General features: G+C 69.3%; 18 protein-coding genes. 13 read left to right on the top strand and 5 right to left on the bottom strand.

The annotated features are described in order from the left end of the window. Window positions 1–526 precede the first annotated feature (526 nt). The 8 genes from VF330_RS23955 to VF330_RS23920 all read left to right on the top strand — a co-directional run bounded on the left by VF330_RS23955 (window position 527) and on the right by VF330_RS23920 (window position 9,775). The gene (locus VF330_RS23955; protein ID WP_330853904.1) at window positions 527–2,188 is read left to right on the top strand and encodes an ABC transporter family substrate-binding protein; all 1,662 of its coding nucleotides are present in this window, start codon (window positions 527–529) and stop codon (window positions 2,186–2,188) included. 301 nt (window positions 2,189–2,489) lie between these two features. Beyond that, window positions 2,490–4,268 carry an ABC transporter family substrate-binding protein gene (locus tag VF330_RS23950; protein WP_330853903.1) on the top strand — a complete coding sequence of 593 codons (1,779 nt, stop codon included), beginning with the start codon at window positions 2,490–2,492 and terminating at the stop codon, window positions 4,266–4,268. Between the two features lie 91 nt (window positions 4,269–4,359). After that, entirely contained in the window at window positions 4,360–5,358 is a 999-nt protein-coding gene (locus tag VF330_RS23945; protein ID WP_330853902.1) for an ABC transporter permease, read from the top strand. Further along, window positions 5,351–6,283, top strand: a complete 933-nt coding sequence (locus tag VF330_RS23940; protein WP_414675439.1) for an ABC transporter permease — start codon at window positions 5,351–5,353, stop codon at window positions 6,281–6,283. The genes VF330_RS23945 and VF330_RS23940 overlap by 8 nt, the downstream gene beginning before the upstream one ends. Beyond that, the gene (locus tag VF330_RS23935; protein ID WP_330853901.1) at window positions 6,283–7,452 is read left to right on the top strand and encodes an ABC transporter ATP-binding protein; all 1,170 of its coding nucleotides are present in this window, start codon (window positions 6,283–6,285) and stop codon (window positions 7,450–7,452) included. The genes VF330_RS23940 and VF330_RS23935 overlap by 1 nt, the downstream gene beginning before the upstream one ends. Then, window positions 7,449–8,441, top strand: a complete 993-nt coding sequence (locus VF330_RS23930; protein WP_330853900.1) for a dipeptide ABC transporter ATP-binding protein — start codon at window positions 7,449–7,451, stop codon at window positions 8,439–8,441. The genes VF330_RS23935 and VF330_RS23930 overlap by 4 nt, the downstream gene beginning before the upstream one ends. Window positions 8,442–8,517: 76 nt before the next feature. Next, window positions 8,518–9,354, top strand: a complete 837-nt coding sequence (gene mshB / locus VF330_RS23925; protein ID WP_330853899.1) for an N-acetyl-1-D-myo-inositol-2-amino-2-deoxy-alpha-D-glucopyranoside deacetylase — start codon at window positions 8,518–8,520, stop codon at window positions 9,352–9,354. Continuing rightward, entirely contained in the window at window positions 9,344–9,775 is a 432-nt protein-coding gene (locus VF330_RS23920; RefSeq protein WP_330853898.1) for a hypothetical protein, read from the top strand. The genes mshB and VF330_RS23920 overlap by 11 nt, the downstream gene beginning before the upstream one ends. Here VF330_RS23920 and VF330_RS23915 read toward each other — a convergent pair. Beyond that, window positions 9,751–10,476 (bottom strand): GNAT family N-acetyltransferase, encoded by a 726-nt coding sequence (locus VF330_RS23915; RefSeq protein ID WP_422655571.1) that lies wholly within the window; start codon window positions 10,474–10,476, stop codon window positions 9,751–9,753. The two genes, VF330_RS23920 and VF330_RS23915, sit on opposite strands and share 25 nt — an antisense overlap. 161 nt (window positions 10,477–10,637) lie before the next feature. On the opposite strand from VF330_RS23915, the gene fdxA reads away from it, so the two are divergent. Together fdxA and dapC are read left to right on the top strand one after the other, a co-directional pair. Next, entirely contained in the window at window positions 10,638–10,967 is a 330-nt protein-coding gene (fdxA, locus tag VF330_RS23910) for a ferredoxin (RefSeq protein ID WP_218130387.1), read from the top strand. A 2-nt stretch (window positions 10,968–10,969) separates the two neighbouring features. Next, window positions 10,970–12,061: a succinyldiaminopimelate transaminase gene (gene dapC / locus VF330_RS23905; protein ID WP_330853907.1), complete on the top strand. Its 1,092-nt coding sequence runs from the start codon at window positions 10,970–10,972 to the stop codon at window positions 12,059–12,061. Window positions 12,062–12,064: 3 nt separating this feature from the next. On the opposite strand, the gene VF330_RS23900 is transcribed toward dapC, so the two are convergent. The 3 genes from VF330_RS23900 to VF330_RS23890 all read right to left on the bottom strand — a co-directional run bounded on the left by VF330_RS23900 (window position 12,065) and on the right by VF330_RS23890 (window position 14,605). Further along, window positions 12,065–12,889 carry a hypothetical protein gene (locus VF330_RS23900; protein ID WP_330853896.1) on the bottom strand — a complete coding sequence of 275 codons (825 nt, stop codon included), beginning with the start codon at window positions 12,887–12,889 and terminating at the stop codon, window positions 12,065–12,067. A 152-nt stretch (window positions 12,890–13,041) separates the two neighbouring features. Continuing rightward, entirely contained in the window at window positions 13,042–13,998 is a 957-nt protein-coding gene (gene dapD, locus VF330_RS23895) for a 2,3,4,5-tetrahydropyridine-2,6-dicarboxylate N-succinyltransferase (RefSeq protein WP_330853895.1), read from the bottom strand. Window positions 13,999–14,191: 193 nt separating this feature from the next. Continuing rightward, window positions 14,192–14,605 carry a hypothetical protein gene (locus VF330_RS23890; RefSeq protein ID WP_330853894.1) on the bottom strand — a complete coding sequence of 138 codons (414 nt, stop codon included), beginning with the start codon at window positions 14,603–14,605 and terminating at the stop codon, window positions 14,192–14,194. A gap of 60 nt (window positions 14,606–14,665) precedes the next feature. Here VF330_RS23890 and dapE point away from each other — a divergent pair, with 60 nt between their 5' ends. From dapE to VF330_RS23875, 3 genes are read left to right on the top strand one after another with little or no spacing between them, the layout of a single operon-like run. Further along, window positions 14,666–15,733: a succinyl-diaminopimelate desuccinylase gene (dapE, locus tag VF330_RS23885; protein WP_330853893.1), complete on the top strand. Its 1,068-nt coding sequence runs from the start codon at window positions 14,666–14,668 to the stop codon at window positions 15,731–15,733. 17 nt (window positions 15,734–15,750) lie between these two features. Next, entirely contained in the window at window positions 15,751–16,527 is a 777-nt protein-coding gene (locus VF330_RS23880; protein ID WP_330853892.1) for a TIGR00730 family Rossman fold protein, read from the top strand. Beyond that, window positions 16,527–17,060: a TIGR00730 family Rossman fold protein gene (locus VF330_RS23875; RefSeq protein ID WP_330853891.1), complete on the top strand. Its 534-nt coding sequence runs from the start codon at window positions 16,527–16,529 to the stop codon at window positions 17,058–17,060. Before VF330_RS23880 ends, VF330_RS23875 begins: the two co-directional genes overlap by 1 nt. Here the strand turns inward: VF330_RS23875 and VF330_RS23870 are convergent. Further along, on the bottom strand, window positions 17,031–18,083 hold the full coding sequence (locus tag VF330_RS23870; protein WP_330853890.1) for a winged helix DNA-binding domain-containing protein: 1,053 nt from the start codon (window positions 18,081–18,083) through the stop codon (window positions 17,031–17,033). The two genes, VF330_RS23875 and VF330_RS23870, sit on opposite strands and share 30 nt — an antisense overlap. Window positions 18,084–18,092: the final 9 nt, after the last annotated feature.

The raw sequence follows: 18,092 nt of genomic DNA, 5'->3' as shown, positions 1-18,092 counted from the left end.
GGCCGGGCCAACGGCCCGGCCGCCCTTCGTCGTCTCCGGGGCGCGACGCGGTCAGGCCAAGGCCACGGCGCGGTACGGGCATGTCAGTTGCGCGGCGAAGCCAGCGCCCAAGCGATGCCGAAGGCGAGCCGTCTTTTCCTTGCGCCGATCAGAGCCGGTGGGCCCACCCGTGGTTTGCGATTGGGGCTTGACTTTGGGTGCGAGGTGCTACCCCTCTCGGGCTCGGCCGGTCGCGAAGCGTCCGGCCGTTTTCCGGCCGACCACAGCGCCTCGCAAGGGCCCCGAAGTCAAGCCCCAATCGCAATCGTCGCGCAGCGGCGATGAGCAACGCTCTTTCGTCCGAGGTGCACGACCACGCTGGAACAGGCACGGAAACCAACGCAACAGGACCACGCTGGAACCCGCCCCACGCTGAAACTCACGCAGAGCAACCCCACCCCACCACCACACGTCACCCGAAGTGGCGCGGGTGACAAAACCTGGGTTGCCCGAACGCCACCCCAACCCTTCTGGCAGTGTGAGGAACATGAGGCGACTCGGGGGAGTGCTGGCCGGCGCCGTCCTGTGCGGTGCGGCTGCGGCGTGCACGAACGCGCCGCCTCCGCCGCTGGTCCCGAAGTCCGAGGCGCCCGTCATCACCACCACGGGGCCGAAGGTCACGGAGATCGTGGTCGGCGTCGACGACGTCGCGGGCGGTTACAACCCGCACGCCCTCGCGGCCCAGAGTCCCATCACCACGGCGCTCAGCTCGCTGCTGCTCCCGTCGGCGTTCCGCGCGGGGCAGGACGGTGCGCCGCAGCTCGACCGCAACCTCATGGTCAGCGCGAAGGTCACCAAGGCAGAGCCGTTCACCGTCACCTACACGATCCGCAAGGACGCCAGCTGGTCGGACAGCGCGCCCATCGCCGCCGAGGACTTCTCCTACCTGTGGCAGCGTATGAGGACCGAGCCCGGTGTGGTGGATCCGGCGGGTTACAGGCTCATCAACAACATCAGCGCCCGCGAGGGCGGCAAGGTCGTCGAGGTCGCGTTCGGCAAGCCGTTCCCCGGCTGGCGGAGCCTCTTCGCGAACCTGCTGCCGGCGCACCTGCTCAAGGACGCGCCCGGCACGTGGTCGAACGTGCTGGCGACCGGGTTCCCCGCCACGGCGGGGCCGTTCCAGATGCGCAGCCTCGACGAGCCGCGCGGTGAGGTCGTGCTGGAGCGCAGCGACCGGTACTGGGAGGTGCCGACCACGCTCGACCGGGTCGTCATCCGCCGTGCCACGCACAGCGCCATGGCCGAGTCGCTGTCCAAAGGCGACAACCAGGCCGCGTTGCTGCGGGCCGACGCGGCGGACGTGAACCTGCTCAAGGCGATCCCGAACCTCACCACGAAGCCCGTGCCGCGCAACGAGGTGGCGCAGGTGCTCCTGCGGCCCGCGAGCCAGCAGCTCGCCGACGTCACCACGCGCAAGGCGATCGTCGCGGCGCTCGACCGGGACGCGCTCATCGCGTCCGGGACGCAGAGCGGGCCGAGCGCGCAGTACCGGGCCGACTCGTACGTGGTGCCGCCCAGCCGCACCGGCTACCGCGCGACGATCACGGGCAACACGCTCGACGCCGCCGCGAGCGATCGGCTGCTCACCGAGGCCGGGTACGCGAAGACCGCCGGCGAGTGGCAGAAGGCCGGCAAGGCGCTCAAGCTGCGCATCGCCGCGCCGGAGAAGTCCGAGCCGTACGTGAGCCTGGCCAACCGGGTCAAGGCGCAGCTCGCGGAGCGCGGGATCGACTCCGAGGTCGTCACGCCGAACGCCGAGGACCTCTTCAGCAAGCAGCTGACCGAGAAGGACGTCGACCTCGCCGTCGTGCCGCGGGTCGACGCGGGCGACTCGGCGGCGGCGCTCGCGAGCGAGTACGGGTGTGCCGGTGAGGCTCCGGACGGGGCCACGGCCAGCCCGGCCAACCCGGCCGGTTTCTGCGACCCGGCGATCCAGGCGGACGTCGACGCCGCGTTGAACGGCAAGGTCCTGCTGAGCGACGTGCTGGCCAGGGTCGAGCCGCTGATCCAGGCGCAGGCCGTCGCGGTGCCGCTCTTCCAGGTGGTCGACCTGCTCGGAGTGCTCCCGACGGTTTCAGGAGTCGACACGGGGGCACCCTTGGCGGGCGTGCTCAGCGGAGCACCCGAATGGCGGCGTCTGGACCGGTAGCCAACGGCCGGTAAATCCGTTGCGAACACCGTTTGGACGTTGCTACGTTCGGCGGCCGTCGTTGACAGAATTCTCCTCGCCCGGTCAACGAACGCTGGCGCCCGGTAATCGGGCCATCGCGGCGTGCAACAACCTGTTTCCATTGGGTCACGATCGCCCTCCCAGGTAGTGACCGCCGCCTCGGCGGGTTCATACCGTGCTGCCCACGATGTGCCGGTTCGGGGCGCGTATGGCACATCACGGTTATGGGCGTGCATGCCGACCAGGCCACGGCCGCCCAGTGCTAGGAGGGCACGTGTCGATGAGGAGAACCAAAGCACTTCCGGCGATCGCGCTGGTCGCCAGCGCGTCTCTCGTGCTGGGGGCCTGCGGTGGTGGCGGCGGAACCAGCGACGCCGACGGTGGGGACGCCACCGTCGCGGAGATGGCGACCGCCCGCGGTGAGTCCGCGGACGGCTACACCGCGCCGGAGACGAAGCAGAGTGACCAGGTCGTCGTTTCGACCGACAAGCCGTTCACCTCGTACAACAACGCGACCGAGGACGCCAACCAGTCCTACAACACGTTCGCGTTGACGCTCGTGCAGCCCGGTGCGCACCTGCTGAACGGCAACAACAAGGTCATCCTGAACAAGGACGTCATGGAGTCGGTCGAGGTCACCTCGAAGTCTCCGCAGGTCGTCACGTGGAAGCTGAAGAAGGGCGTCAGCTGGTCCGACGGCGAGGCCTGGGACTGCGACGACTTCTACATGGCGTGGTTCACGCAGAGCAACTCGTCCAAGAAGGCCGACGGCACCAAGTACTTCAAGCCGGCCGGCACCACCGGGTACGACCTGATGACCGGTGAGTGCAAGGACGACCAGACGTTCGTCGGCACGTTCTCGGACCCGTACCCGGACTACGAGGACATGTTCAACAACGACGTCCTCCCGGCGCACATCCTCGAGAAGAACGCCGGCATCGCCGACATCACCAAGCTCAACAAGGACAGTGCTCCCGCCGACATCCAGAAGGCCGCTGACTTCTGGAACGAGAAGTGGAACGGCTTCACCAAGGACCTCATGCCCGGCGCGGGTTCCTACGTGCTGACCGGCTTCGAGCCCAACCAGTCGGTGACGCTCGAGCGCAACCCCAAGTGGGTCGGCAAGCCCGGTGGCCCGGCCAAGATCATCCTGAAGGCCATCCCGGACCCCGTCGCGCAGGCGCAGGCGCTGGAGAACGGTGAGCTCGCCGTCAACTCCTTCGCGCAGCCGGACGCGAACGCGGCCACCAAGCTCAAGGGCCTCAACGCCCAGGGCGTCACGTTCGGCGCGGGCCCCGGCCTGTCGTTCGAGCACCTCGACATCCAGTTCAAGAACCCGGTGCTGGCCAACGAAGAGATCCGCAAGGCCTTCTTCATGTGCATCAAGCGCCAGGACATCATCGACAAGCTCATAAGCGAGGTCCAGTCGGACGCGAAGCCGATGGGCAGCCTGATCTTCTTCCCGAAGGACGAGGGCTACAAGGACGTCTACGGCGACAAGGCCAAGGGCGACCCGGCCGAGGCCAAGAAGATCCTGACCGAGGCCGGCTGGGCCCAGGGTGCCGACGGCGTCTTCGCGAAGGGCGGCACGCGTGCCTCCTTCCGGATCAGCCACACCGACATCCCGCGCCGCAAGCAGACCGTCGAGCTCATCCAGGGCCAGTGCAAGGAAGCCGGCATCGAGGTCAAGGACGACACCGACCCGAACTTCCTCGACGAGCGCGTCTCCGCCGGTGACTACGACGTGGCGCTGTTCGCGTGGTCCGGCTCGCCGTTCAAGGGCGGCAAGAAGTCGATCTACGAGACCGGCGGTGGCCAGAACTGGCAGAACCTGACGGTCCCGGCGGCCGACGAGGCCATGAAGAAGGCCGTGTCGCAGACCGCGATCGCCGACTCCCTGAAGTTCTGGTCCGAGGCGGACGCGGCGCTGGCGAACTCCTACGGTTCGCTGCCGCTGTTCCAGATGCCGAACATGTGGGCCTTCAAGGGTCTCGACCGGGTGTACTTCCAGAGCTACTACGGCGCGCTGTGGAACGCCAACGAGTGGCAGACCAAGTAATCGCCATAGCTGAAGTGCGCAACGCCTGACCGGGCGGGGCCGGACCACGAGTCCGGCCCCGCCCGAGCGGGTTGCCCCCTAGGAGCTCGTCGTGATCCGCTACATCATCCGGCGCCTGCTGATCTCGGTACCCATCCTGCTGATCGGCAGCTTCGCCTGTTACGTCCTCGTCGCCACCGCCGGAAACCCCTTGGCGGAGATGCGATTCCGGCCCGGTGTCACCGAAGCCGACATCAAGGCCGCCGAGATCTCGCTCGGCCTCGACAAGCCCGTCGTCGTCCGCTACTGGAACTGGCTCACCGACTTCGTGTCCGGTGACTGGGGCCAGAGCATCGCGCTCGGACAGGCCAAGACCGCCGTCTACCCCGCCGTCACCGACGCGCTGTGGACCACCGGGCGACTGGTCATCGGTGCGGAGCTCCTCGCCCTCACCCTCGGCGTCTCGGTCGGCGTGCTCGCCGCCGTGCGCCAGTACTCGATCTTCGACTACCTCGCCACCAGCACCGCGTTCCTCATGTTCTCGATGCCGATCTTCTGCGTCGCGGTCATCGTGAAGAACTACGGCATCCAGTTCAACAACGTCCTGGAGTCGATGGGGCTGGACCGCTGGCTCACCACCGCCGGTCCGCGGCCGGGTGGCTTCAGCGGCAGCTTCGGCGAAGTGGTCTTCAAGTACACCGGCACGTTCCTGCTGCCGACCGTGGCGCTGATGCTGATCAGCTTCGCCGCCTACAGCCGGTTCGAACGCGCCTCGATGCTGGAGATCCTGCACTCGGACTTCGTGCGCACCGCGCGGGCCAAGGGCATCTCGCAGAGCCGGGTGATCTTCCGGCACGCGTTCCGCAACGCGCTCATCCCCGTCGCGACGCTGTTCTCGCTGAACTTCGGTGCCGTGCTGTCCGGCGCGATCATCACCGAGACCGTGTTCGGCTGGGCCGGCATGGGCACGCTGCTCGTCAACTCCGTGCGGCAGTTCGACCCGCCGATGCTGATGGGCTGGCTCGCGGTCACCGCGACCCTGATCGTGCTGTTCAACCTGATCGCCGACGTCGTGTACGGCATCCTCGACCCTAGGATTCGCCTTGGCTAACATCAACCTGGCGTCCGAGGGCGGCGTGGTCAACAGCGCTCCCCAGTCCGACTCGCACGAGTTCGACGCCTCCAAGACCCGCACGCAGGGCCAGCTGGTCCTGCGTCGCTTCCTGCGCCACCGGCTCGCGATGGTGAGCCTCGGCGTCTTCGTCTTCCTCGTCCTGTTCGCGTTCGTGGGCCCGTTCATCTGGACCTACGACTTCGAGGACGTGAGCAGCAAGTCCTACCAGCCGATGAGCGGCACCCACCCGCTCGGCACCACCCAGGTCGGCAAGGACATGCTCGCGCTGCTCATGCGCGGCACCGGCTACTCGTTGCAGATCGCGCTGATCGTGGCCGCGCTGGCCACGGCCATCGGCGTGACCTTCGGAGCCCTGGCCGGATACCTGCGCGGCTTCGTCGACACGGCGCTGATGCGCCTGGTCGACCTGCTGCTGATCATCCCGCAGATCGCGGTCGCCGCGATCGTCGTCAAGGGGTTCTCCGGCAGCTGGTACGTCGTCGCGCTGGTGCTCGCCGCGTTCGCCTGGATGCAGATCGCCCGCATCACGCGCGGTGAGACGCTTTCCCTGGCGCAGCGCGAGTTCATCGAGGCGGCGCGGGCCTGCGGTGCCTCCACCCCGCGCATCATCTTCAAGCACCTCGTGCCGAACATGATCGGCAGCATCACGGTCAACGCCACGCTGGCGATCGCCGCCGCGGTGCTCACCGAGGCCGCGCTGTCGTTCCTGGGCCTGGGCGTCCAGCCCCCGGACACCTCGCTCGGCGTGATCGTGCTGGAGAACTACGGGCAGTTCATGAACCGCCCCTGGCTGTTCTGGGGTCCGTTCATCGTGCTCGTGTCTCTCTCCCTCGCCGTCAACTTCATCGGCGACGGACTGCGCGACGCGTTCGACCCGAGGCAGACGAAGGTGCGTGCCTGATGACTTCCGTTTCCGAACTGCCGTCGGAGGACTTCCTGCCCTCCGACGACAGAGCCACCGCACCGCTGCTCTCGGTGAAGGACCTGTCGGTCACGTTCCCGACCGACGACGGCGACGTCCGCGCCGTGCGCAACGTCTCGTTCGACCTGCACGCGGGCGACGTGCTCGGCATCGTCGGCGAGTCGGGCTCCGGCAAGTCCGTGTCGTCCATGGCGATCATGGGGCTGCTGCCCAAGAACGCCGTCATCGAGGGCTCGATCCGCTACCGCGGCGAGGAGCTGAACGGCCGCACCTACAAGCAGATGCAGCCGTTCCGCAGCAAGCACATCTCGATGATCTTCCAGGACCCGATGACGTCGCTGAACCCCGTCTACACCGTGGGGTGGCAGCTCGCCGAGACCTACCGCGCGCACCACGACGTCTCGAAGAAGGCGGCGTGGGCCAAGGCGGTCGAGGCGCTGGAGCTGGTCGGCATCCCGCAGCCGGACAAGCGCGCGAACCAGTACCCGCACGAGTTCTCCGGCGGCATGCGGCAGCGCGTGGTGATCGCGATGGCGATCATCAACGACCCCAGCGTGATCATCGCCGACGAGCCGACCACCGCGCTCGACGTGACGGTGCAGGCGCAGATCCTCGACACCATGCTGCGGCTGCAGTCCGAGACCGACGCGGCGATCATCATGATCACGCACGACCTCGGCGTCGTCGCGGGCATGGTCAACCGGGTGCAGGTGATGTACGGCGGCACGGTGGTCGAGTCCGGCCCCGTCGACGACGTCTTCGAACAGCCCCGGATGCCCTACACCGTCGGACTTCTCGGCTCCGTGCCGAACCCGGCGACCCTGGGCAAGCGGCTCACCCCGATCAAGGGCGCGCCGCCCTCGCTGGTGAACCTGCCGTCCGGCTGCTCCTTCTCGCCGCGCTGCCCGCTCGTCGCGGACGTGTGCCACGAGTGGGAGCCGGAGCTGGAGGAGGCCGGCCCCAACCACACCACGCGGTGCCACCGCTGGGAGCACCTCGTGACCGTCGAGAACCCGCAGAGGCTGTTCCTGCACGACGAGATCGGCACGGTGGAGAACCCGGCGGTGTTCGCCGCGGCCAACCCGGACGAGTCGCTCGAGGTGACCGCCGTGCACGGCTCGTTGATCACGGATGAGGAGGCGAAGTGACCGCTCCGCTGCTGGAGGTCACCGACCTCGTCAAGGAGTTCCCCGTGCGCGGCAAGGGGATCATCCCGCGCAACACCGGCACGGTGCAGGCCGTGTCCGGGGTGTCGTTCACGCTGCACCCCGGCGAGACGCTCGGCCTGGTCGGCGAGTCCGGCTGCGGCAAGTCCACCACCGGGCGCGCGATCCTGCAGCTGCACAAGCCGACCTCGGGCTCGGTGAAGTTCGAGGGCCGCGAGCTCACGTCCATGACCAGCAAGCAGCTCCGGCCGCTGCGCAAGGACATCCAGATCGTCTTCCAGGACCCGTACGCGTCGCTGAACCCCAAGTGGCAGGTCAACGACATCATCGCGGAACCCCTGCAGATCCACGGGGTCGAGGGCGGCGTGCAGCGGCGGGTCAACGAGCTGCTGGAGCTCGTCGGCCTGAACCCGGAGCACCGCAACCGCTACCCGCACGAGTTCTCCGGCGGTCAGCGGCAGCGCATCGGCATCGCCCGCGCCCTGGCGCTCAACCCGCGGTTCCTGGTGCTGGACGAGCCGGTGTCCGCTTTGGACGTCTCGGTGCAGGCCGGTGTCGTGAACCTGTTGGAGGAGCTGCAGGAACGGCTCGGGCTCGCCTACCTGTTCGTCGCGCACGACCTCTCGGTGGTGCGGCACATCTCGGACCGGGTCGCGGTCATGTACCTCGGCAAGATCATCGAGATGGGTGAGCGCGAGGCCATCTACACCAAGCCGATGCACCCGTACACGCAGGCGCTGCTGTCGGCGGTGCCCATGCCGGACCCGAAGCAGGAGCGGAAGCGGCAGCGCATCGTGCTGACGGGTGACGTGCCGTCGCCGGTCAACCCCCCGTCGGGGTGCCGGTTCCGCACGCGGTGCTGGAAGGCGCAGGACATCTGCGCCACCGAGGAACCCAAGCTGGAAAGGCGAGGCGGCCCGGACGGAACGCTGTCCGCCTGCCACTTCGCCGAGGAACGCGCTGTGGTTTAAGCGGTTCGTGTGCGATCGGGGTCTTTAGCAAAGGCCGCCTTCATCGTCCGATGAAGGCGGCCTTTACTCTTTTGAGGTGACCCTGACTGCACCACCGCGGTTGCTCTTCGTGCACGCCCACCCGGACGACGAGAGTCTCTGGACCGGCGGCACCATCGCGCGCTACGCCGCCGCCGGCGCGCACGTCACCGTCGTCACCTGCACGCTGGGGGAGGAGGGCGAGATCATCCCGCCCGCTCTCGCCCGACTCGCGGCCGCCGAGGCCGACCAGCTGGGCGGGTACCGCGTCGGCGAGCTGAGGTCGGCCTGCGCCGCGCTCGGCGTGACGGACCACCGCTTCCTCGGCGGCATCGGCCGGTGGCGCGACTCCGGCATGGTCGACGTGCCGTCCAACGCGCACCCGCGCGCGTTCGTCCAGGGGGCGCTGGAGGAGCAGACCGCGCAGCTGGCCGAGATCCTGCGCGAGGTCAAGCCGCAGGTCGTCGTGAGCTACGACGCGTTCGGCGGCTACGGACACCCGGACCACATCCGGGCGCACGAGATCACCATGGCCGCGTGCGCCGGGATCTCCGACGTGGAGCGGGTGTTCTACGCGGTGACGTCCCGCGACGCCACGCGGGCCGGTGTCGCGGCGCTGGAGAACGTGCCCGAGTCGTTCCGGCTGCCCGAAACCGGCGAACTGCCGGTGACGCAGGATGAAGAGATCACAACGGTTGTCGACGTGAGCGAGCACCTGACGGCGAAGCGCCGCGCTTTGCGTGCACACTCGACGCAGGTCAGTGTGTGGGACGGCGGGTACGCGTTGTCGAACGACATCGCGCAGCCGCTCGTCGGCGCCGAGTACTACGTGATCGCGAAGGGCTCCGGCGCCGGGGCGGAGACAGATCTGTTCGGAGGACTGGGTGACCGGTAGCACGCGAGTACTCCTGCTGCTGCTTCTGTGCGTCGAGGCAGCGGTGCTCGCCGTGCTCGAGACGATGTTCCTGCCCCTGCGCTTCGACGGCACGCTGCTGCCGAAGCTCGGGGACTTCCCGTTCCCCGTCACGATCGCAGTGGCCGTCCTCACCACGCCGCTGCTGGTGTCGTGGGCGGCCGCCCTGTCGGAGCGCGTGCTCACCGCCGCGCTGCCGTTGATCGTGTGGTTCCTCACGCTCATGGTGTTCGGCTACCTCGAACCCGGCAGCACGCGGGAGACCATCGTGCTGCTCCAGGACTGGCGCGGCCTGCTGCTGTTCGCGGGCGGCATGCTGACCGGCGCGGTGGCCGTGGGCGCCGTGATGGCGCGCAACGCGGCCAACCGGCCCGGCCTCTACGAGACGGCCGGCGTCCAGTAGCGGTAGCGGTGGTGCTCGGTGCAGCCGAGCTCCTCGTACAGCCCGATCGCCGCCCCGTTGTGCTCGGCGACCTGCAGCGCGCACGTCGTGGCGCCCCGCTCCAGCCCCCAGCCCGCCAGCTCGCCCATGAGCCGCCGCGCGAGGCCCCGGCGGCGGTGCGACGGCCGCACGGCCAGCCGGGCGACGTGCAGGACGTCCTCGACGACGGCTCCCCGCACGGCCGCGGTCACGGTCCCGTCCCCGGTGCCGTCCTCGGTGAGGCTCGCGAAGCAGACGTCGCCGCCGCTGCCGAGCACGTGCCGTTGGGCGGTGGTCACCTCGGATCCGGCCGTCATGTCCCACCATCCGGGAAGATCACGACTGACCGCCACGCCCGAGGCGAACTTCTCCAGCGGACCCGTCATCACCAGCGACTCCGCGCCGCCGGGGTGGTCCAGGTCGACCCGCCAGCCCGCCGCCTCGAACGCCTCCTCGTGCACCGAACCCCGGATCACGTGGGCGGCGGGTTTGATGCCGTGCTCCCGCGCGAACCCCTCCACGGTGATCAACGCCAGTGGAACGGGAACTCCGGGGTCACCGCAGGTCAGCGTGCTGTTCGCGCGACCGGTGAAGCCGTCGGCGGCGCGCATCAACCAGTCTCCTAGCGGAACTTCTGCCAGGGCGGGCCATGCTCGCGCGCAGAGCGTTTCCAGGTGGTCCACGGTGTGCACTCGTCCATCCTGTCCAAGTCGGCGGAAGATTTCCGGGAAGGCGTTGTGACGTGGAACACCGTGCAGCTAAGGCAAGCCTGACCGGGTGATACTCGAACGTGCCGCGTACTCTCCGGCTTGCGCGGTGTGACCAGATGAAGTTGGAGAGCGCAGTGACCTATGTGATCGCCCAGCCGTGCGTGGATCTGCTCGACAAGGCGTGCATCGAAGAGTGCCCCGTCGACTGCATCTACGAAGGCGACCGGATGCTCTACATCCACCCCGACGAGTGCGTGGACTGTGGCGCGTGCGAGCCGGTGTGCCCGGTGGAAGCCATCTACTACGAGGACGACGTCCCCGACGAGTGGAAGGACTACACCAAGGCGAACGTCGACTTCTTCAACGAGCTCGGCTCACCCGGTGGCGCCTCGAAGGTCGGCAAGGTCAGCGCCGACCCGGAGTTCGTGAAGGCACTCGCACCGCAGGCTGCTGAGGGGCATTGATCATCCAACGCCGAGGTCCGGGCCTGCCGGACTTCCCGTGGGACTCGCTGGCCGACCACGCCGCCAAGGCGCGCAAGCACCCCGGTGGCGTGGTCGACCTGTCGGTCGGCACACCCGTCGACCCCGTGCCCGCGGTGATCCGGTCCGCGCTGTCGTCGGTCGCGGACGTCCCCGGCTACCCGACCACCCACGGCACTCCCGAGCTGCGTGCGGCCTTCGTCGCCGCGGTGGAGCGCCGGTACGGGATCACCGGGCTGCCGGCGGAGGCGGTGCTGCCCACCATCGGCTCCAAGGAGCTCGTGGCGTGGCTGCCCACCCTGCTCGACGTCGGCCCCGGTGACGTCGTGGCCGTGCCGTCCGTGGCGTACCCGACCTACGAGGTCGGCGCGCTGCTGGCGGGGGCCTCGGTCGTGCGCCTGGCCGACGGCGAGGAGCCGCCGGCCGGCACCAGGCTGGTGTGGCTGAACTCGCCCTCGAACCCGACCGGGCGCGTGCTGTCTGCCGCGCAGCTGCGCGACGCCGTCGCCGCCGCCCGCGAGGTCGGCGCCGTGGTGGCGTCGGACGAGTGCTACCTCGCACTGCCCTGGGAAGCGTCGCCGGTGTCGGTGCTGCACCCGTCCGTCGTGGACTCCTTCGACGGCGTGCTCGCCGTGCACTCGCTGTCGAAGTCGTCCTCGCTGGCCGGGTACCGCGCCGGGTTCGTCACCGGTGACCCCGAGCTGGTCGCGGGTCTGCTGGAGCTGCGCAAGCACGCCGGGATGATCGTGCCGCGGCCGGTGCAGGAGGCCATGCGGGCGGCGCTGGAGGACGACGAGCACGTCGCCGAGCAGCGTGCGCGCTACCTCGCCCGCCGCGAGGTGCTCAAGCCCGCGCTGGAGGCGGCCGGGTTCACCGTGTCGCACTCGGAGGCGGGGCTGTACCTGTGGTCGTCGCGCGGGGAGGACGCCTGGGAGACGATCTCCTGGCTGGCCGACCGCGGGATCCTCGCCGCTCCCGGCACGTTCTACGGGCCGGCCGGGGAGAAGCACGTCCGGATCGCCCTGACGGCGACCGACGAGCGGATCGCGGCGGCCGCCGAGCGCCTCGGGGCCTGATCCTCACGGTTTGAGCGCGGACCAGACCCTGCGGGTGAACTGGTTCGGCGGCACCGCGTCCGTCGTGAGGCGGACGCTCGTGCTGATCTCCTCGCCGCTCAGGCCCAGGCCCAGCACGAGGTGCCAGTGCAGGTCCCAGAGATCGGAGAACGCGTCCAGCTCCACGTCGGCGTCCGCGTTGACGTGGAGCACGGCCGGTTCCGCGACCCGCACGACCCGTTCGACCGCCCGCACGTCCCGCGTGGTCGTGCGGAAGCTGAACTGGAGGTCGACCGTCTCGCTGTCGAGCCCGTACGTCGCGTACGAGTGGCAGCGGTGGTGCGGCAGCGACAGCGGCTGGTTCGTCTCCAGGTAGAGGTCGCCCTCGAACCGCAACGTCGGCGAGTGCTGGCTGAGCGTGGCGCGGGCGCTCACGAACTCCCAGCCGGGCATGTCCAGCTTGGGCACCAGCAGTTCCAGCACCTCGCCGCGTCGCGCGCTGCGCGTGCGTTCACCGGAGCGCCACGGGATCTCCCTGCTGTAGGGCTCCTTCTTCGTGACGAACACGTACGGCGCGTTGTCGGTCTGCAGGCTCAGGACGACGACCGTGCGGTTCCTGGCCCAGTCGAACGCGACCGTCGTCAGTCCCGGTGCGACACCGTCGAAGTGGCTCTCCACCCTCGGCCACCAGCTCGACAGCTCTTCGGCCGGCGCTCCCTTGACGTAGCGGCCCTTCTCGTCGACGCCGACGATCCACATGGCCTCGGAGCCGCGGGCGGCGTTGCACAGGGCGGCGATCTGACGCGCGGCCTTGCCGTGGTCGACCGGCCACTGCGTCTTGAACTCCACGAAGGAGTCCTCCGACTGCGCGCCCTGGAGCGCACGTTCGATGGCAGCGCGAGCGTTCAACTCGAGTCGCTGTTTCAGCACGTGCACCTCCCTGAGCCGACGAGGGCCCAGCCTGCCTCAGCAGACCGGGCCCCGGACACCGAGTATGCCCGCTAGTCGTTCGCGTGCAGTGCGGCGTTGAGCTCGACGCCGGTGCCCTTGCGGGGCTTCACCAGGACCGCGCCCGTGACGGAGTCCCTGATGAACAGCAGGTTCGACTGCCCGCTCAGCTCGACGGCCTTGACGACCTCGCCGCCGGGACCGGTCACCTTCGTGCCCGCGGTGATGTAGAGGCCTGCCTCGATGACGCAGTCGTCGCCCAGCGAGATGCCCAGACCGGCGTTCGCACCGAGCAGGCAGCGCTCGCCGATGCTGATGACCTGCTTGCCGCCACCGGACAGCATGCCCATGATCGACGCGCCGCCGCCGACGTCCGACCCGTCGCCGACCACGACACCGCCGGAGATGCGGCCCTCGACCATGGAGCTGCCGAGCGTGCCGGCGTTGAAGTTGACGAAGCCCTCGTGCATGACCGTGGTGCCCGCGGCCAGGTGGGCGCCGAGACGGACGCGGTCGGCGTCACCGATGCGCACGCCCTGCGGCATCACGTAGTCGACCATCCTGGGGAACTTGTCGACGCTGTAGACCGTCACCGGCCCGCGGACGCGCAGCCGGGTGCGGGTCTGCTCGAACCCGTCCACCGCGCACGGACCGTGGTTCGTCCACACGACGTTGGTGAGCAGGCCGAAGATGCCGTCCAGGTTCGCGCCGTGCGGCTTGACCAGGCGGTGGCTGAGCAGGTGCAGCCGCAGCCAGACGTCGTAGGCCGTCTCCGGTGCCGTGCGCAGGTCGATGGAGACCCGCACGCCCACGACCTCGACGCCGCGTTCGGGGTCCTCGCCGAGGAGCTTGGCGGCGGACTCCCCGAGGGCTTCCGCGATCTCCGCCGACGACAGGCGGACGGTTCCCAGGTCTCCCGGGTCTCCCAGTTCTGGGGAGGGGTACCAGGTGTCCAGGACTGTGCCTTCTGGGGTGACTGTGGCGAGGCCGATGCCGTATGCGGTGCTCACGGGGGTGAGCCTAGTCCGGTGGTCGTGGTGGTTGCGTGTTGCGTTCGCTGGTTGGGTTGGGCGGTTGCGTTGCTGTTCACCGCGCGGGGCTCCGCCCTGAACCCCGCCAAGCGTGGAACAGCCAAGCGTGGAACAGCCAAAGCGAAAGGCCAAGAGCCAAAGCCAAGACTGCTCGCCTTCGGCGTTGCCGAGGTCAGTCCGGTACGTCCGCCGAGAAGTACAGCGAGCCCAGGTCGCCCCTCGTCGCGATCAGCGCCTCGTTGCACTTCGACTGCTGGAGGTCGGTGCTGGAGACGTTGTCCACGCCCACGTCGGCGCAGTGGTGTTCCTCGAAGTCGTGCACCGACGTCAGCAGGCGGGGGAGGACCTCGCTGACGTCCTCCTGGACGTGTTTGCCGCGCAGGGAGCCGTCCAGTTCGCGGGTCATGGTGCCCACCTCGGTCACCCACCCCGCGCAGTCGGCGGGGGTGCCGCTGTGCTGGGAGCCGCAGGGGGCCGTGAAGAGGACGCGGATCCGGCCGCACTGGTGGTCGCACGCCGCCGGGGCCTCGCCGCAGGCGGTGAGGGGCAGGAGCAGGGAGATGACCAGGAGTGTGCGCTTGATCACGCAGCGCACGCTATCCGCTGAACTCTCTGGTGCCCAAGTCGGCTTAGTAGGGTGGCGGGCGTGCCCGACACCCTTGATCTGTTCGCCGATCCGATCGACCTGACCACCTCGCTCGTGGATGTGCGCAGCGTGTCCGGGGAGGAGGCGGAGATCGCGGATCTCGTGGAGCGGTCGTTGCGGGTGCACGCGCCGCATCTGGAGATCACCCGTTCGGGGAACTCGGTGCTGGCTCGGACGAACCTCGGGAAAGAGCGGCGGGTCGTGCTCGCCGGGCACCTCGACACCGTGCCGATCAACCAGAACTTCCCCAGCCGGCGGGACGGGGACGTGCTGCACGGGTGCGGGACCGTCGACATGAAGGGGGGCGACGCGGTCATGCTCGCGGTCGCCGCTCTCAGCGGGAGTGCGCGGCACGACCTGACGTTCGTCTTCTACGACTGCGAGGAGATCGAGGCCGAGCGCAACGGGCTCACGCGCATCCAGCGGGAGCTGGAGGAGTGGCTGCTCGGGGACCTGGCGATCGTGTGCGAGCCGTCGAACGGGACGGTCGAGGCCGGGTGCCAGGGCACGATGCGCGTCGAGGTCAGGACGACCGGCAAGCGCGCCCACACCGCCAGGGCCTGGATGGGCAGCAACGCCATCCACGGCATGGGCGAGGCGCTGCGCAGGCTCGATGCCTACGAGCCGCGGCAGCCCGAGATCGACGGGTGCCGGTTCCACGAGGGGCTCCAGGCCGTGAAGATCAGCGGTGGGGTCGCGGGCAACGTCGTGCCGGACGAGGCCGTGCTCACGGTCAACCACCGGTTCGCGCCCGACCGGTCCGTCGAGCAGGCGGAGCAGCACCTCCGCGAGGTGTTCGAGGGGTTCGAGGTCGTCGTCACGGACTTCGCGGGCGGTGCGCTGCCCGGTCTCCAGGCACCCGCGGCGCGGGAGCTCGTCGAGGCCGCCGGGGGGACGCCGGTGGCCAAGCTCGGGTGGACGGACGTGGCGCGGTTCGCCGCGCTGGGGATGCCGGCGGTCAACTTCGGGCCCGGCGACCCCACCCTGGCGCACACCCAGGAGGAGCACGTGCCGGTCCATCAGATCACCGGCTGTTTCGACGTGCTTAAGCGATTTCTGCTGGACTGATCACTAGGATCTCGGTGATGACGGAAGAGAAGAACGGCGCCGTGGACGAGCGCCCCACCGAGAAGCAGCGCGGGCCCGTTGTCCTGCGCCGCGAACGCAAGGACGAGCTCACGACGACGGACCAGCGCCTGCTCGACTCGCGCGGACCGACGGACTGGGTGCACACCGACCCGTGGCGGGTGCTGCGGATCCAGGCCGAGTTCGTCGAGGGTTTCGGCGCGCTGGCCGAGGTGCCGAGCGCGGTCACGGTGTTCGGGTCGGCGCGCACCGGCCGGGACCACCCGGAGTACCAGATCGGGCGCGACCTGGGCGCGGCGCTGGCCGAGGCCGGGTTCGCGGCCATCACCGGTGGCGGTCCCGGTGCGATGGAGGCGGTCAACCGCGGGTGTTCGGAGGCCGGCGGGTTCTCGGTCGGGCTCGGCATCGAGCTGCCGTTCGAGCAGGGGCTCAACCCGTGGGTCGACCTCGGCGTGAACTTCCGCTACTTCTTCGTGCGCAAGACGATGTTCATCAAGTACTCGCAGGCGTTCATCTGCCTTCCGGGCGGGTTCGGCACCCTCGACGAGCTGTTCGAGGCGCTGACGCTGGTGCAGACGAAGAAGGTCACGAAGTTCCCGGTCGTGCTCTTCGGCACCCACTACTGGCAGGGTCTCTACGACTGGATCCAGAACTCGGTGCTGGAGGGCGGCAAGGTCGGTGAGAAGGACCTCGCGCTGCTGCACCTCACCGACGACATCGACGACGCGGTCCGCGTGGTCAAGGACGCGCACAAGGCATGGGCGGACGCACACTGATGCATGTCGCTGTGTACTGCGGAAGTCTCGCGACGGTGCCGCAGAGCTACGTCGACCTCGCCGCCGAGGTGGGGCGCCAGATCGCCGCGCGCGGCTGGCACCTCGTCTGGGGCGGCGGGCAGACGTCGATGATGGGCGCGGTGGCGCGGGAGGCGCGTGCCGGTGGCGCGCAGACCTACGGGGTCATCCCGAAGGGGCTGGCCACCAGGGAGATCGCCGACCGCGAGTCGACCGAGCTGCACGTCGTCGACACCATGCGCGAGCGCAAGAAGATGATGGACGACAAGGCCGACGCGTTCCTCACGCTGCCCGGCGGCATCGGGACGGCGGAGGAGTTCTTCGAGGTGTGGACGGCGGGTGTGCTCGGCATGCACGCCAAGCCCGTCGTGCTGCTCGACGTCGACAACCACTACAAGGGGCTCGTCGAGTGGCTGACCGAGCTGCGGGACAAGGGTTTCGTCTCGCACGCCGCGATCGAGTCGCTCGTGGTGACCGACGACGTGTCAGTCGCTCTTGACGCTTGCGTCGTCTAGTCCCTTGGCCTGAGCCAGGAACTGGGCCTCCGGCAGGAGGTCCGGCAACGGGCGGTACGGCGTCGCCGTCACCTCGAACCGGTTGCCGGACACCACCCTGCCCTGCCAGGAGCCCGCGATCTCGCCGTCGACGAGGATCGCCCCGCGCCGGCCGAGGACGCGGAACACGTCCTTCTGCGCGGCCTTGTCCGGCAGCAGCAGGTCGCGGTCGCGGGCCTGCAGGTACGGGTCGGTCGGCGGCAGCAGGCGGACCTCCGGCGGTTCGGCGTCGACGATCTCGACGTCCTCCGGCAGCCACGCCTGCCGGCCCTCGACGGTGACCTCGGCCAAGCCCTCGGAGGGCCACTGCTTCCTGGTCTCCCGCAGGGTGGTGCCGAAGTAACCGGCCACTTCGGACGGTCCGGCGGGCCCGTGCAGCGTCAGGTAGCGGTGGACGAGCTCGTCGAAGCCCGCGGTCCTGCGCGGCACGCCCGGCCAGCCGTGGACGCGTTCGAACGTCACGGTCTTCTCCTCCGGCAGGATCCGCAGACCGGCGGGGAGTGCGCCGAGGCGGAAGATCGGGTCGCTGACGTGCTCGGTCCCGCAGCCCCGGCAGGGCTCGATGGTCTGCTTGGGCGCCAACGGGGTCAGCGCCGCGCTCACCTCGCCCTTGGTCATCGGCTTCGTGACGATCGACCGCATGGCAGTTGCGATGTGCCGCAACGACGCCAGCATGTCGTCGACCTTCGGACGGGAGGCGCGCGCACGTGCGTCGGCGTCGCTCCACGGCCACAGCGCGCGGGAGAACGCCTTCAGCTCACCGGCCCGGTGCAGGTGCGGGGCACCGCGCACGGACCAGGTGAGCACGAAGTCGTCCACCTCCGGCTCGGCCAGCCTGGCGGCGAAGCTCAGCAACGCCGAGCCGGAGGTGTTGTCCTGGACGCCCAGGGACAGCACCGCCAGCTCGGTCGCGTCGCCGGTCCGCCGGTCCAGCTCGTGCTGGTGGATCCGGTGGAGGAGCACCTGTTGCCGGGTGAGGTCCACCCGGACATT

Origin of the sequence: Lentzea sp. (genome assembly GCF_036380075.1) — a bacterium.
In the GTDB taxonomy this organism is placed as follows: Bacteria; Actinomycetota; Actinomycetes; order Mycobacteriales; family Pseudonocardiaceae; genus Lentzea.
This window is presented reverse-complemented; position numbering and strand designations above follow the sequence as displayed.

Excerpts from the sequence above, each read along its gene's own strand:
- VF330_RS23950 (WP_330853903.1), top strand. The coding sequence starts at position 2,490 with ATGAGGAGAACCAAAGCACTTCCGGCGATCGCGCTGGTCGCCAGCGCG.
- VF330_RS23880 (WP_330853892.1), top strand. The coding sequence starts at position 15,751 with ATGACGGAAGAGAAGAACGGCGCCGTGGACGAGCGCCCCACCGAGAAG.
- VF330_RS23875 (WP_330853891.1), top strand. The coding sequence starts at position 16,527 with ATGCATGTCGCTGTGTACTGCGGAAGTCTCGCGACGGTGCCGCAGAGC.
- VF330_RS23955 (WP_330853904.1), top strand. The coding sequence starts at position 527 with ATGAGGCGACTCGGGGGAGTGCTGGCCGGCGCCGTCCTGTGCGGTGCG.
- VF330_RS23935 (WP_330853901.1), top strand. The coding sequence starts at position 6,283 with ATGACTTCCGTTTCCGAACTGCCGTCGGAGGACTTCCTGCCCTCCGAC.